The 14,526-nt window shown below is 40.7% G+C and carries 13 protein-coding genes; 10 read left to right on the top strand and 3 right to left on the bottom strand.

The annotated features are described in order from the left end of the window. Positions 1 to 27 precede the first annotated feature (27 nt). Both prmB and aroC read left to right on the top strand, forming a co-directional pair. A complete protein-coding gene (gene prmB / locus H5180_RS12895) occupies positions 28 to 963 on the top strand; it encodes a 50S ribosomal protein L3 N(5)-glutamine methyltransferase (RefSeq protein ID WP_182758344.1) in 936 nt (311 codons plus the stop codon). A 66-nt stretch (positions 964 to 1,029) separates the two neighbouring features. Next, complete coding sequence (aroC, locus tag H5180_RS12890) at positions 1,030 to 2,127, top strand: chorismate synthase (RefSeq protein WP_145240385.1); 1,098 nt, start codon at positions 1,030 to 1,032, stop codon at positions 2,125 to 2,127. A gap of 81 nt (positions 2,128 to 2,208) precedes the next feature. On the opposite strand, the gene H5180_RS12885 is transcribed toward aroC, so the two are convergent. Then, positions 2,209 to 4,218, bottom strand: coding sequence for a fused MFS/spermidine synthase (locus H5180_RS12885; RefSeq protein ID WP_182758343.1), 2,010 nt, complete (start codon positions 4,216 to 4,218; stop codon positions 2,209 to 2,211). A 128-nt stretch (positions 4,219 to 4,346) separates the two neighbouring features. On the opposite strand from H5180_RS12885, the gene H5180_RS12880 reads away from it, so the two are divergent. Further along, positions 4,347 to 6,347 carry a winged helix-turn-helix domain-containing protein gene (locus H5180_RS12880; protein ID WP_145240389.1) on the top strand — a complete coding sequence of 667 codons (2,001 nt, stop codon included), beginning with the start codon at positions 4,347 to 4,349 and terminating at the stop codon, positions 6,345 to 6,347. Positions 6,348 to 6,364: 17 nt separating this feature from the next. On the opposite strand, the gene H5180_RS12875 is transcribed toward H5180_RS12880, so the two are convergent. Continuing rightward, positions 6,365 to 7,210 (bottom strand): LysR family transcriptional regulator, encoded by an 846-nt coding sequence (locus H5180_RS12875; protein WP_145240391.1) that lies wholly within the window; start codon positions 7,208 to 7,210, stop codon positions 6,365 to 6,367. Positions 7,211 to 7,319: 109 nt separating this feature from the next. Here H5180_RS12875 and H5180_RS12870 point away from each other — a divergent pair, with 109 nt between their 5' ends. After that, complete coding sequence (locus tag H5180_RS12870; RefSeq protein ID WP_145240393.1) at positions 7,320 to 7,970, top strand: glutathione S-transferase family protein; 651 nt, start codon at positions 7,320 to 7,322, stop codon at positions 7,968 to 7,970. A 34-nt stretch (positions 7,971 to 8,004) separates the two neighbouring features. Further along, a complete protein-coding gene (locus tag H5180_RS12865) occupies positions 8,005 to 8,358 on the top strand; it encodes a DUF4112 domain-containing protein (protein ID WP_145240395.1) in 354 nt (117 codons plus the stop codon). Positions 8,359 to 8,371: 13 nt separating this feature from the next. Here the strand turns inward: H5180_RS12865 and H5180_RS12860 are convergent, their stop codons facing one another. Next, on the bottom strand, positions 8,372 to 8,971 hold the full coding sequence (locus tag H5180_RS12860; RefSeq protein WP_261375610.1) for a 2'-5' RNA ligase family protein: 600 nt from the start codon (positions 8,969 to 8,971) through the stop codon (positions 8,372 to 8,374). Between the two features lie 365 nt (positions 8,972 to 9,336). Between H5180_RS12860 and H5180_RS12855 the strand changes: the two genes are divergently transcribed. The 5 genes from H5180_RS12855 (at position 9,337) to H5180_RS12835 (ending at position 14,496) form a co-directional block, all read left to right on the top strand. Further along, complete coding sequence (locus H5180_RS12855; RefSeq protein ID WP_145240399.1) at positions 9,337 to 9,891, top strand: elongation factor P hydroxylase; 555 nt, start codon at positions 9,337 to 9,339, stop codon at positions 9,889 to 9,891. Further along, positions 9,881 to 10,996: an ATP-NAD kinase family protein gene (locus H5180_RS12850; protein WP_149983017.1), complete on the top strand. Its 1,116-nt coding sequence runs from the start codon at positions 9,881 to 9,883 to the stop codon at positions 10,994 to 10,996. Before H5180_RS12855 ends, H5180_RS12850 begins: the two co-directional genes overlap by 11 nt. A 36-nt stretch (positions 10,997 to 11,032) precedes the next feature. Further along, positions 11,033 to 11,308, top strand: coding sequence for a YfcL family protein (locus H5180_RS12845; protein WP_145240403.1), 276 nt, complete (start codon positions 11,033 to 11,035; stop codon positions 11,306 to 11,308). Positions 11,309 to 11,469: 161 nt separating this feature from the next. Beyond that, positions 11,470 to 13,029 (top strand): AbgT family transporter, encoded by a 1,560-nt coding sequence (locus H5180_RS12840; protein ID WP_182758342.1) that lies wholly within the window; start codon positions 11,470 to 11,472, stop codon positions 13,027 to 13,029. Positions 13,030 to 13,182: 153 nt separating this feature from the next. Then, positions 13,183 to 14,496 (top strand): AarF/ABC1/UbiB kinase family protein, encoded by a 1,314-nt coding sequence (locus H5180_RS12835; protein ID WP_182758341.1) that lies wholly within the window; start codon positions 13,183 to 13,185, stop codon positions 14,494 to 14,496. Positions 14,497 to 14,526: the final 30 nt, after the last annotated feature.

The following is a 14,526-nucleotide window of genomic DNA, read 5'->3' as shown; positions in this document are numbered from 1 at the left end:
TTCTAAAGCAGCAGGTAGATAACGAATATGAACGAATTATTAATAGAAGAAGCAACCTTAGATGAAGCTGTAGCAGAACTGTCAACGTTACACGATTGGCTACGGTGGACCACGAGTCAATTTGCCAGCAGTGGTATTTTCTTTGGTCATGGAACTGATAACGCATGGGATGAAGCAGTCAACTTGTTACTGCCCGCGTTAAGCTTACCCATTGATGCACCAAAAGAATTAATGCATGCCCGGTTAACTAGCACCGAAAAAAACCGCCTTGCGGGATTAATTGCAGAACGTATAAATGATTTCACGCCAGTACCTTATCTGACTAATATTGCATGGTTTGCTAATATGCCATTTTATGTCGATGAGCGCGTATTGATCCCACGTTCACCTTTTGCAGAGTTAATACATAATCGCTTTTCACCTTGGCTAGCTGAGCCTGAATCGGTAAATCGTATTTTAGATTTATGTACCGGTTCTGGTTGTATCGCGATTGCATTAGCACAAACTTTTGCAGAAGCGCAGGTTGATGCCGTTGATATTTCTTATGAAGCACTCGAAGTTGCTGATATCAATATCACTGATTATCAGTTAAGTGACCGTGTATTACCTATTCAATCCGACGTATTCAGCGGTGTACCAGGGCAGAAATATGACCTGATCGTGGCAAACCCTCCGTATGTAGACGCCGAAGATATGGCTGATTTACCGCGTGAGTTCCACCATGAGCCAGAGCTTGGTTTAGCATCAGGCCATGATGGTCTTGATGTAACCCGTACTATTTTGAGTGAAGCGGCCGATCATCTAACTGATAACGGTTTGTTATTTGTCGAAGTTGGTAATTCTATGGTACACATGGATGCCCTTTATCCAAATGCGCCTTTTGAATGGGTTGAGTTTGAGCAAGGTGGATTTGGCGTATTTGTGATCAGCAAAAAACAACTCGTTGCATATTTCGCAGACTGATCACCACAAAATCAAAGCCGAGCCTCAGGCTCGGTACTTAGTAGTCATTAGGAATGAGGAAAGTTAATGGCAGGTAATAGCATAGGGCAGTTATTTAAAGTGTCCACCTTTGGCGAAAGCCACGGCGTCGCCTTAGGCGGTGTTGTGGATGGCACGCCAGCAGGCCTTGAAATCACTGAGGCAGATTTACAAATCGATTTAGATCGTCGTAAGCCAGGGCAAAGCCGTTACACTACGCAGCGCCGTGAGAGCGATCAAATTAAAATTTTAGCGGGTGTTTTTGAAGGTAAAACCACCGGAACCAGTATTGGTTTATTAATTGAAAATACCGACCAACGCTCACAAGATTATGGCAAAATTAAAGACGTATTTCGCCCAGGTCATGGTGACTACACGTACTGGCATAAATACGGCCTACGCGATTATCGCGGTGGTGGCCGTTCATCTGCTCGCGAAACCGCTATTCGTGTTGCCGCAGGCGCTATTGCTAAAAAGTATCTAAAGCAATTTCATGGTATTGAAGTACGTGCGTGTTTGAGTCAACTTGGGCCAATTAAAGCTGAAAATTACGATTGGGATGAAGTTGAAAATAATCTTTTCTTTTTCCCAGATGCAAGCAAGTTAGACGCGCTTGACGACTATATGCGCGACCTTAAAAAACAAGGTGACTCAGTCGGCGCGAAGGTAAAAGTAGTGGCTAAGAATGTACCTGTTGGTTTAGGTGAGCCGGTATTTGACCGCCTTGATGCAGAACTTGCCCACTCACTGATGAGTATTAACGCAGTAAAAGGCGTTGAAATTGGCGACGGCTTTGATGTGGTTGAGCAAAAAGGCTCTGAGCATCGTGATGAGTTAACCCCTGATGGCTTTACCTCAAATCATGCCGGTGGGGTGCTTGCAGGTATCTCTACAGGGCAAGATATAATCGCGTCAATTGCACTCAAACCGACATCAAGTATTACGATCCCCGGTAATAGTATTAACACGAGTAATGAATCGGTTGAGATGATCACCAAAGGCCGTCACGACCCATGTGTTGGCATTCGTGCAATCCCGATTGCCGAGGCGATGATGGCCATTACTTTAATGGATCATTTACTACGTCAACGTGGTCAAAACCCGCATGTTCATCATGAGCATGGGCCAATAAATGGCTCTGTTTAGGGTTTAGTTAAAAGCATTTAGAATTATTTAAAAGCGCGATGTTAATCGCGCTTTTTTGTTGTGGTTATTTTAAGATAGACATCAAAGTTTCAGGAGCGGGATCAGGCTGTGTTTTTGATCTGTCCATTGCGCCAAATGTACTGTTGAATAAGGTGTTATCGGTGATAAGTCTGTCATGGCTATCGAATTTAAAAATGCTTGGTTATTCGTCATTACGACCCATTGTGAGCCTAACTGCGTACCGCTATAGTTAAATTTGATCAGAGATTTATCGAAGCGCTTACTGTGAGCTTGGAGCACTGGCATCAAATCAATATGATTATTGGATATATGGATAATTAATAAGCCGCCTTTTGTTAGTCGCTGCCAATATAACTGAAAAGCTTCCTCAGTCAGTAAATGGGTAGGAATAACATCACTTGAAAAAGCATCAATAATTAACGCATTCATTAACGGTGCATTATTTTTTTGCTCTTCAGTTAAGGTGATTCTGCCATCGCCAATAGCCACATCAATGCGTGCAGGGCTATCTGTTAAATATGAAAAATAATTCATGGCCATGTTATAAACCGCAGGGTTAAGTTCATAAAAGCGGATTTTATCGAACTTATCGCCAAACTTTGCTAAAACTCCAGCACCTAAACCAATAATACCTATATTTAAATCTTGTTGCTTTTTTAATGCTGACAATGATTTAGCGATACCAGTATGGTGATGGTAATAGCTGTTTGTGAGTTCAGTTTGTTTATTAAGTGGCTGTGAGCCATGAATCGTTGTGCCATCGATTAGGCGTCGTTCAGCAAGATCAGACGTTGTAATGTCTTTGACAGTGACATAACCGTAAAAATTTCTCTCAGACGCTAAGTTGTATTGATTAAAATTAACAAAAAGATAGCTATATCCTGTGCCCCAAATAACCAGCGTAGCCAGTAAAGCTATTTTATAGCAAGAGGACGTTTTCGTCGTCTGGGTGAGTAGCGTGTATATAAATAATGAAAGCGCTACAGCTAACGCCACAATGAATTCTGTTATTTGTTCAAACAGTAGCGGTGCGACTAAGGCACTGAGTAAACTGCCGATCACTCCTCCTAAAGCGATATATAAATAAAATACAGTAAGCAGTGAGCCATCTGGCGCGAGTTTTCGAAGTTCACCATGACAGATCATACAAACAATGAATAAAATAAAGCTGTAGATCACCAGTTGAGCTAAAGCATTAAATTGGCTGCCAAGGAAAAACATCATCAGCCCTGCGAATGCGCTAAATATTAATAAGTACGTCCAATGGGCGCGATTATAGCTTTTTGCGGATGCAAACGCATAACTGAAGGTCAGCAAATATATTACCAATGGTAAAGCCCATATCAGAGGCATAGGCGGGATGTTGATGCTGATCATCTGAGTTGTCGCGATCAACATCATTGAACTGGTTGCTGAGAACGCAATCCACAGCCAATTAGGTTTGACGAGCAAAGTCGTTTTTGACTTAGTAATAGCTTTATCAGCGATACTGCCATTACTAAATAATACATAAATTAGGCACAATAACAGTATGCAGTATGCAAATAACCCCACTGTCCAATAGCTCTTTTGCTCATCGATTGAAAATAAAACTTCAAAAATAAATGGGTAACTCAGCAAAGCAAGTAGTGAACCCAGATTCGAAAGCGAATACCATTGATAAGGTACAGTCATAGCGGTCGATTCAATATACCAGCGCTGCAATAGTACGCTGGTGGCACTTAGTAACATAAAGACTAAGCCAACCTGTAAAAACAATTTAGCAATCACTGACCACGCTGGTGTTAGTGATAAAAATAGACTGACTTCAATTGTGTTAAAAGTAATGATGCTCGATAAAGCCACTAACAATGTGTGTATAAATAATTGTCGTTTGAGCTGATAACGGCTTAACAAATGAGCATATAAATAGCCGAGTAACAGCATGCTTTGATAAAAAAATAGGCTGGTTGACCAAACCGAAGCGCCACCGCCAAACTCGGGTAGTAGCTCTTTAGATAAGATAGGTTGAATTTGAAAGAGTAGAAACGCGCTCACAAAAATAATGAATGTCGATAATATCCGTTGCATCTTTTTTATTACTTAGTAAATGGTGCCTAACCATTAACTGAACTAATTAATGCGGCAATGTAATAACCCTTGAGTTTATCTTAAGAAAATCTTAATCTATGATTTGTATGAATTTATTGGAGTTGTAAGTGGGTAGGTTTCGAATCGGGAATTTTGACGTCGATGTTAGCCGTGGTAAAATTTCCTCAGCTGAAGGCGTACAAATTGTCGAACCTAAGGTTATGGATGTGCTCCAATTTTTGTACTCTCATAGGGGCAATGTGGTTAGCCAGGAAGAAATTTTTGCAGCTGTGTGGCCTAATTCAGTGTTTAGCCCAAGTAATGTGCAACGCAATATTGCACTGCTGAGGAAAGCATTAAATGAAGATTCTAAAAATCCACAATTCATCATTACCCACCCGAAACGGGGTTATTGCCTTGAGCTTAACGAACAAACACGTTCTCACTGTGTAAAGTGGCCGTTGTTGGCTTTTATCGCCGTGACAATTGTATGTTTGGTTGGTGGTTGGTTCGCATTTGCAACGCAGGTTGTTAAAACTGATTTCTCTGCGTTGGTGCCTGTAACATCAAATGAAGCCAATGAATCCTCTCAATCGCAATCTAATAACGGCAATTATTTAGCATTTGTTCGCGGTGACAATGATAATCAGCATATCTGGCTAAAAGAATTAATGACAGGTAAAGAGGTACAATTATCCCAGCACCCATCGACCTACTATAGTCTAGGCTGGAGTCCGGATAATCGCGCATTGGCTTTTATAGAAAAACAAAATGATGTTAGCCAATTAGCGTATTTTAATTTAGACATGGTAACTCTAACGAGTTTAAATTACGCCAACGTACTGGAATTTAAAGAATATTTAGTTACCAGCCAGCAATTACAATGGACTAATAACAATCAGGTTTATTTTATTGAGCGACGAAAACATAAAAATGATACGCAGCTTTCGACCGTCAATATAGAAACTAAACAAAAACAGGTAATCAAAGCCTCAATGGGTCAAGACTGGTTAAAGTTACATGCGTTGTCGCCAGATCAAACGCAACTAGCGCTTGGTTATGAAGCAGGACAAAATAACTACCGTATTGAAATACTGAATTTAACGGATAATAGTAGTAAAACAATTGCCGTTATTGAAGATGGTATTCAGGGGCTTAGTTGGCACCCAAGTGGTGAATACTTGCTGATAAGCAACACAAATAATCTATTACTTATTGATCGTCAGGGCAACTCAACTGATATCGAATTTAATAATTATCAAGTTATTCGAGATGCTGCATTCACGCCATCTGGTGAGGAGATATTGATGGAGCTTGTAAATATTGATGTTGATATTTTGCGTGCAACTAGTGCAACACCTCAGCAGTATGAAAAGCTCGTCGATACCTCGTCGGTTGATTTTTTGCCGGTATTCTCACCTGATTCAACTAAGTTTGTCTTTGAATCCCATCGTTTTGGTTTAAAACAGCTATTTTTATATGAGCAAGGTAAACAAACGCTGATTTTTGCAAACCCTAATAATGAAGAACTGTTTGGGGTTGTTTGGTCAAAAAATGGCGAAGAAGTGATCACCGCAAGCAAAGATAAACTGTTTCGAATTGATTTAAAAAGTGGCGATTATCAAGAAATAGCCCACCATCATCATTCGTTTTATCTCAGAGAGAAGTTTTATAATGAAGATGCGATCTTGGTTTCATATCGCGCTGACGATGGCGTTACATTTCACCCAGCAAAATTAGACATGCAAACATTAAGTTTATCGCCATTCACTGGCCAAGGAGAGCGGCTGGCTTGTTATGCAATGGCTTTAGACAAACACGATCAGATTTATTTTTCAAATAACAAACAGGTATTTCGACTCGATCAAGATGGCAATTTTGCTCAAGTATGGCACGCAGATGATAGTGATATTATTGGTCTGGCGGTCGATGAGCAAACGTTGAGTATTACCTTAGAGCAAGAAGATGGTTATGAGCTTAATATGCTTGATTTACAAAGCGCTCACTCAGAAATACGCCATATCGCGAACGAGAAAGGTAATATGTTAATTAATGCTTCACACGATAATACGCAACTTTTATATCTTACTGAGCCAAAGCGAAAACGCACCTTAGTAAGGCTGCGATAGTCTTTAAAACCCAAGATTCACAAGGTAAGTGCATAATCTGCTGCTATTAGCTTTACTAACTCTCGTTTTATCGGGTTATGAGCGTGGTTTGCGTGTAATAGTACGATATCAATAACGGGCAAGGGCGGCAGAGTTGAGTCAGTAACCGTCACCAGCTCCTGAGTGTTACTTACCTCAGCCATCACACCAACGGCTAGATTGGCTTTTACTAATGCTGTGAGCGCACTGAGCGAGCCGCAGCAAGCAACAATGTTAAATGGGCGTTCAGCCTTTAGTAACCCTTCAATAGCCGCTTGATGAAATTTACAATCTCGTTGAAATATTGCAACTGGCAGGGTCATAGCGGATTGATAGTTAAATTCGGCACTTTTAACCCACACACCTTTGCTTGATTCTAAAAAATAACCTTCTTCAGAGCTGGGCGAGCGCGTCGCAATCACCATGTCTAGCAAGCCTTGATCTAGCTGTGTTTTAAGCTGGTTGGTCGGCGCGCAACTGATTTGTAAATCAAGTTGCGGTATATGTTTATGTAATAAAGCCACAACTTTAGGTAATACTGTGCCTGCATAATCGTCAGGACATGCTAAGCGCACGCGAGTTTGCCCACCACCGGTTTTAAGTTGTTTATAGGCTTCATCATGCAGTGCTAATAATTGTTTTGCGTAGCTGGCTAAGTGAACGCCACTTGACGATAGTACAAGCTGCCTGCCTTGTTTGATAAATAATGGATTACCCAGCTCTTGTTCGAGCTTTTTCATTTGCATGCTCACTGCCGATTGGGTGCGGCATACTTGTTGAGCAGCGCGAGTAAAGCTGCCCGTTTCAACAAAAGCGCAAAAAGTACGTAGGGCGTCTAAATCCATATTTAACTCATCTATCAATTTTACTTATGTATTGTATAAAAACTATTGGTAAGTAATTAATTTACTACTGCTCTATATTAGGGATATTAAACACTACTAAGGAACGCAAATGCAATTATTTATCGGTAATAAAAACTATTCGACATGGTCGCTTAGAGCATGGTATTTAATGAGTAAATTCAATGTTATTTTTACTGAGAAACAACTCGTATTAGACACCCCTGAGTTTTATGAAACGCTTAAAAACAGTTTTGCAGTACAGAAAGTACCCGCCTTAGTCGATGGCGACTTGCAGGTATGGGATTCATTGGCAATTTGTGAATACATCAATGATGCTTATTTATCTAATACAGCTTGGCCTATTGATACTGCGCAGCGAGCGACAGCCCGCAGTTTAAGCGCTGAAATGCATACCGGCTTTATGGCGCTGCGTAATGAAATGCCAATGAATATTCGTGCAACTCGCCTAATTGAGTTATCTGCGGCGGCTAAAAAAGACATTAGCCGCATTGATGAAATATTCAGCCAGCAACAACGTAGTTACCCAAATGCGTGGTTGTTTGGTGAGTTTAGTATCGCAGATGCTATGTATGCGCCTGTAGTACTTAGGTTAAAAACCTACCAAATTTCACTTTCAGCTTTGGCGGAGCATTATTGTCAGCATGTTTTAAGTTGCCCTACATTACAACAGTGGATCACCGAAGCGCTAAAAGAAACAGATATTGTTGCTTGCGATGAAGCAGGGGTTGATGTTACTTAAAGTAACTTGCCAAGCGCTAAGGTTATGAGGATGTATGGAACAGATTAAGCTATCACACCAAGATACATTAAAGCGGCTAGAAAGGTTTAGTCGCTTTACCGACAGCAGTATTGGCATTCCTTTTACTCGGTTTAAGTTTGGCGTAGAGGCACTGATCGGTATTCTGCCTGGTATTGGAGATCTAGCTGGGCTAATTTTATCTAGCTATATTCTATTTGAAGCCCAGCGTCTAGGAGTTAGTAAGCGTATAAAATTACGTATCGTAATAAATATGTTGATTGATTTTTTTGGTGGCCTAATTCCGCTTGTCGGTGATATTTTTGACGCTTACTTTAAAGCAAATACCCGCAATACCCGTCTCCTGAAACGCTACTTAGTAAAACAATAACGATAAAAATAAGTTAGTTTTTATCGTTATTAAAAAAGTATTCAGCAATCACTTGTTTTTGTTGACCAAACGGGTCTGAAATGCCAATCCCAATGCCGATTATTTTACCCTGCGCTTTAGGCGGGTGGGCTTGCATTTGTTTATTTAAAATACCGAGTTTAGGGCTTTTTTCGTTCGCAAGTAATGTTAAATGTGGCTGAAAGTTTTGAAATACATTGGGGCTACCATAGCGCTCAAAGGCCGTTAATTTGTTGGGGTAACTTTTAACCCAGCTAGGTATGACTGCGTTTGTGTCACGTAATGGCTCAAGAGCCAGTGTTACTTCGTCCGATAGCCTTTGCAGCTTAGGCGAATACTGTAAGTTAATAAATGCCCAATTACTTTGCGTAACACTAAAACCTTGCGCTGTTATAGCAAACTCTTGATGTTGCTCGATGATACTTTTTACAGCACGTTTAATGTCTTCTTCTGAGCCTTCAACAAAGTCAGTTAAATACAAAGTAGCGTGCACTGGCTTACCTTTTTCATAAAAACTCATGATCCCTTCTTTTTTTAATGCATCACTAGTTTGCTCAACTAAGTTAATGATTGACTTGGAAGGGATTGCAAACACATTGATGCTGACACTTTTTGCAAATGAGGGCAGGGGGATAATTATCAGTGTAATTAAAGTAACAACTAAAAGCTTCGGTCGTTTTATAAAAAGTAATTTGAACATGGGTTTATAATTTTATTCTTAAATTCGGATAGTAAGTGTAAAGAGGATAAGGGTTATTACTTGAACAGTAAATAAAAGGAGCTAGATTGCAGCGAATACATATTTTTGGCTTAGCTAAATTTGCAAAGTAAAGGCAAGACAATAACGCATGGCTGCTTAGTCGTTATCAACTTTTACATTCTTGCTAAAAGCCCGTACAATTCGCCTCGATTTTAATGTGCATTTGTTGCATTTTACCGAGGCGAATTAATCAGACTTTTATGCATCAAATAGCCGATTTAACATCTATTTTTGAACGCACTTTTTACCACAGCCATAATACACGCTTGGTCAAAGGTGAGCATGAGCCTATTTATATTCCCGCTGATGTTAAAACGCCGTATCATCAAATTGTGTTTGCCCATGGTTTTTATGCCAGTGCACTGCACGAAATAGCCCATTGGCTGGTGGCGGGTGATAAACGTCGTTTACTCGAAGACTACGGTTATTGGTATTGCCCCGATGGCCGTGATAAAGCCCAGCAAGCAGAATTTGAAGCCGTTGAAGTAAAACCGCAAGCAATCGAGTGGGCGTTGAGTGTTGCTACAGGTTTTGAGTTTAATGTTTCGGTTGATAATTTAAATGGTGAGCAAACCTGTCGGTTTGATTTTCAGGCGCGAGTACACAAGCAACTTTTACAGTTACTAAAAATAGGCTTTAATCCTCGGACTACTGCACTTTTAAAAGCATTAAGCGAATTTTACAATACGCCATGGCCATTGAATGCCGGGCTGTTTGTATGGCAACATCCTCAGGAGTTAAGTAATGCAGTTTAAGTTAGGACTAATTGTAAACCCAGTTGCTGGTTTAGGTGGCAGTGTGGCGCTCAAAGGTAGTGATGGTGTTGCGGCAAAAGCTCTGGCGCTTGGCGCTGAGCCAAAAGCTAATTTACGCACTAAAGCAGCGCTTGAGGTGTTATTGCCTTATCAAGATAAAATAACAATTTATACTGTTAATCACTCAATGGGTGAAAGCACCGCTACAGATCTTGGTTTTAATACCGAAGTTGTGTATCAAAGCGAGCACCCCAGTAGTGCAGATGATACTGAGCGTGCAGCCAAGGTATTGCAACAGCTAGGTGTTGATTTAATTTTATTTGCTGGTGGCGATGGCACTGCGCGCAATATTTGTCATGCGGTTGAAGATAGCGTACCGGCACTTGGCATTCCTGCCGGCTGTAAAATTCATTCAGGGGTTTATGCAATCACGCCAAAGGCCGCAGGGCGGGTAGTCGAAATGCTGGTCAAAGGTGAACTAGTTACCTTAGGCGATGCCGATGTGATGGATATTGACGAAGATGCGTTTCGTCAAGGCACAGTTAAAGCAAAACGTTATGGTGAAATGCAAGTACCCAGTGAAGTACGTTATGTACAAGCCGTAAAAAATGGCGGTAAAGAAACCGACGAGCTGGTACTTGCTGATATCGCCGCCTATGTCGTCAGTGAAATGGATGAAGATACGTTATATGTAATGGGCAGTGGCTCAACAGTTGCAGCTATTATGCAAGAAATGGGACTTGAAAATACCTTATTAGGTGTTGATTTAGTTGCAGATCAAAGCTTAATTGCGCAAGATCTTACAGCTGAACAATTATTAGCGATGACCCATCAGCGCGACACTAAATTAGTGATCACGCTAATTGGTGGCCAAGGCCATATTTTTGGCCGTGGCAATCAACAGTTAAGCCCAGCACTTATTCGCGCGATAGGGCTGGATAATATTATTGTGGTGGCTACCAAAACTAAATTACAGGCTTTAAACGGCCGCCCGCTCATTTGCGATACAGGCGATAGTGAGCTGGATGATGAATTAAGCGGTTATATTCGTGTAACCTGCGGATTTAACGACCATATTATGTATGCAGTAGGCCATCAAGATTGATTGGTAGAAGACCCTGCAAAATCAGGAGAAGTAGAAGTGAGTTTAGTAAATTATATTGACGCAGCCCAACAGTATTTTGATGACTTAGTGATCAAAGCCACTGATGATGAGTTATTTGCCGGTGGTTATTTACGAGGCCATTTTGATTTAGCAGTAGGCTATGCGCAAGTTGAAGAGCTTAATCTTGAAATAGATGAGCTCAATGAAACCGTTGAAAAAAGTTTAGTGAAAGCGTATCGCAATGGTGAGCTTAACGAAGAAGATAAAGCCCTAGTAGTAAGATTATGGGAAGAAGTAAAAGCACTCGCTTAAAAGACTAAATAAAAAGTTATTTAAAAAAACGGCAACAATGCCGTTTTTTTGTGCATTGAGACTATTTAGTTCCTAAAAATGTATTTTCTGTTCACTTAAAATTTACCTCATTCCCTAGATACGCTAAAGTACCACTGATTAAATTCTAGGGAACAAGTGAAATGAATAATAATAATGATGCGGCAATGCCCTCGGGCATAGTTGCGCGATTTTTAAATTTTGTTGAGCGGGTAGGAAATAAACTGCCTGATCCGGCAATCATCTTTTTGTTTGCCATGTTACTAATTTGGCTACTGTCGTGGTGGTTCTCAGGTGTTACTTTTGACGCTATCGACCCTCGTACCGGTGAAGCTATTATTATTAATAATATGCTGGCGAGTGATTCGTTAGCGACCTTTTTATCATCAATGGTAAAAACTTTTACCGGTTTTGCACCGTTAGGTGTGGTGTTAGTGGCCATGCTGGGTGTAGGGGTTGCTGAACATTCTGGCTTTATTAATACTGGCCTTAAGTTAATGTTAAAGGTGACACCTAAAAAACTTTTAACACCGTCAATTATTTTAGTCGCCATCGTCAGCCATACAGCAACCGATGCAGGTTATGTGTTAGTCATTCCGTTAGCTGGTGTTATATTTTATGCAGCAGGGCGCCATCCATTGGCGGGTATTGCGGCGGCATTTGCGGGAGTCAGTGGTGGCTTTGGTGCAAACTTTATTCCGTCGGGGATTGATCCACTACTGCAAAGCTTTACCCAAAGTGCGGCGCAAATTATTAACCCCGCGATGTCGATTAACCCATTAAATAACTGGGCGTTTACCTCGGCTTCAAGTTTATTCATTATTTTATTAGGCTGGTACATCACCGATAAAATTATTGAACCACGTTTAAAAAATACCGAATTAGATGGTAATAAAGAAGACTTACCTGCATTTGAAGATGCCCGTAGCGACGAAAAACGCGCGTTTTTTATTGCAAGTACAGTGATGATTGCAGGTCTTGCTTTATTAGCCTATGTGTCAGCCCCTGCGGACTCTGCAATGCGAAGCGAAGATGGCTCTTTAACTAATTTTCGCTCGCCTTTAATGCAATCTATCGTACCGCTAATTTTCCTACTGTTTTGGATACCTGGTGCAGTGTATGGTTTTACCGTTGGCACCTTTAAAAGCTCTAAAGATATGATAGATGCCATGAGTAAAGCAATGGGCGGCATGGCGTATTATATTGTAATGGCGTTCTTTTGTGCCTTGTTTATTGCTGCATTTAGTAAATCAAACTTGGGAGCTCTGCTGGCAATTGAAGGCGCGCAGCTGTTAAAAGCCATGGAGTTACCAAGTGCGGTGACTGTTGTCGGTATCATCTTTTTAACTGGTTTTGTAAACTTGTTTGTTGGCTCAAGTTCAGCAAAGTGGGCGCTACTGGGCCCGGTGTTTGTGCCTATGTTAATGCAGTTAGGTATCTCGCCAGATTTAACTCAAGCGGCTTATCGCGTGGGCGATTCTAGTTCAAACATCATCACTCCTTTAATGCCGTATTTCCCATTAGTTGTGGTGTACTGCCAAAAATACGTCAAAGGCACGGGCATTGGCACGCTTATCGCGATGATGCTGCCATATTCAATCGCTTTTATGATTGGCTGGAGCTTATTTTTACTCGGTTACTGGGCACTGGGTATCCCGCTTGGATTAGACGCAAGTTACGTGTACCCAGCAGGCGCGCCTTAATAAAACACGGCTAAATATTTATGTGTAAAAACCTCGTCATTATAATGGCGAGGTTTTTTTGTGGTTAGTTTTATCCAGCCAGTTGTCAATTCGATCGTATACCCAGCTTGGTACGTATAAACCGGTAAATATATTCGTTAACTAGGTTTTAGTATGGCCAATGAACGCGCTGTTCCTACATCTCGATTTTCACGCTTTGCAAAGTTAGGCTCATTAGCAACCAGTGTCGCGAGTAATATGTTATTTGAGGGAGCCAAAAGTACTCTTTCAGGAAAGGGTTGGGATAATAAAAGCTTATTACTGCAGCCTAAAAACATAAAAAACCTAGCGACAGAACTATCACACTTACGCGGTGCGGCAATGAAATTAGGACAGCTACTGTCAATGGATGCTGGGGATCTACTCAGTCCAGAGCTTGCTGAATTACTTGCATTACTTCGATCAGACGCTAACCCCATGCCACACAAACAACTCATTACTGTATTAAAAGAGCAGTGGGGAGATGACTGGTTATCGCGCTTTTCACATATTGAGCTTAGGCCATTTGCTGCCGCTTCTATTGGTCAAGTGCATTTGGCCTACCATGAAAACGGCGAGCAATTAGCTGTAAAAATTCAATACCCGGGGATCGCAAAAAGTGTGGTCAGTGATGTTGATAATGTTATATCGCTGCTTACATTGTCTCGTTTATTACCTAAAGATCTTGATATTAAGCCACTCGTCGCAGAGGCTAAAATACAATTATTAGCGGAAGCTGATTATCATCGTGAAGCGCAGTATTTATTACGTTATAAAAATGCATTGGCAAATAACCGACACTTTATTGTTCCTAACGTCTATAAAGAGCACAGTACTAAACAAATATTAACGATGCAGTATATTGAGGCTCAGCCTATAGAGGGAATTACCGATCTACCCAAAGCAGAGCAAAGCTTTGTGGCACAGCAACTTATTGCGTTATTTTTTAAAGAAATGTTTGAATTTAGACTGATACAAACAGATCCAAACTTTGCTAATTTTCATTATCAACCAGCCACACAAAAAATCGTTTTATTTGATTTTGGGGCAACCCGCGAGATTTCGCCTCAGTTGAGCCAAGCTTATCTAGCTTTATTTAAAGCAGGCAGTGAGAATAATCGTGATGGGGTATTAAATGCGGCCACTCAGATTGGTTATTTTAAAGATACATTGCGTGACAGTTATAAAGATAATGTCATAGAGCTATTTTTAATGGCGTGTGAGCCACTGCGTCACGATGGTGATTTTGATTTTAAAAATAGCCAACTGGCATCAAATATTAAAGATGCTGGGTTGCAACTTAGTGCACAAGCACAGCAATGGCATACACCACCAGTGGATGCATTATTTATTCACCGTAAACTTGCTGGTTTATATTTGATTGCGGCTCGCTTAGAAGCAAAAATAGATGTTAGAGCGTTATTTATGCCAATTTTATTAAAAACATGATTATTTTAGCGAATTCAAATACTCATTCAT

This window comes from Pseudoalteromonas sp. SR41-4, from assembly GCF_014163985.1.
Taxonomy (GTDB): domain Bacteria; phylum Pseudomonadota; class Gammaproteobacteria; order Enterobacterales; family Alteromonadaceae; genus Pseudoalteromonas; species Pseudoalteromonas rhizosphaerae.
Note: the sequence above shows the minus strand (reverse complement) of the source record. Positions and strands in the feature narration are given on the sequence as shown.

Excerpts from the sequence above, each read along its gene's own strand:
- aroC (WP_145240385.1), top strand. The coding sequence starts at position 1,030 with ATGGCAGGTAATAGCATAGGGCAGTTATTTAAAGTGTCCACCTTTGGC.
- H5180_RS12855 (WP_145240399.1), top strand. The coding sequence starts at position 9,337 with ATGCATCAAATAGCCGATTTAACATCTATTTTTGAACGCACTTTTTAC.
- H5180_RS12885 (WP_182758343.1), bottom strand. The coding sequence starts at position 4,218 with ATGCAACGGATATTATCGACATTCATTATTTTTGTGAGCGCGTTTCTA.
- H5180_RS12835 (WP_182758341.1), top strand. The coding sequence starts at position 13,183 with ATGGCCAATGAACGCGCTGTTCCTACATCTCGATTTTCACGCTTTGCA.
- H5180_RS12870 (WP_145240393.1), top strand. The coding sequence starts at position 7,320 with ATGCAATTATTTATCGGTAATAAAAACTATTCGACATGGTCGCTTAGA.
- H5180_RS12875 (WP_145240391.1), bottom strand. The coding sequence starts at position 7,210 with ATGGATTTAGACGCCCTACGTACTTTTTGCGCTTTTGTTGAAACGGGC.
- prmB (WP_182758344.1), top strand. The coding sequence starts at position 28 with ATGAACGAATTATTAATAGAAGAAGCAACCTTAGATGAAGCTGTAGCA.
- H5180_RS12840 (WP_182758342.1), top strand. The coding sequence starts at position 11,470 with ATGAATAATAATAATGATGCGGCAATGCCCTCGGGCATAGTTGCGCGA.
- H5180_RS12865 (WP_145240395.1), top strand. The coding sequence starts at position 8,005 with ATGGAACAGATTAAGCTATCACACCAAGATACATTAAAGCGGCTAGAA.
- H5180_RS12850 (WP_149983017.1), top strand. The coding sequence starts at position 9,881 with ATGCAGTTTAAGTTAGGACTAATTGTAAACCCAGTTGCTGGTTTAGGT.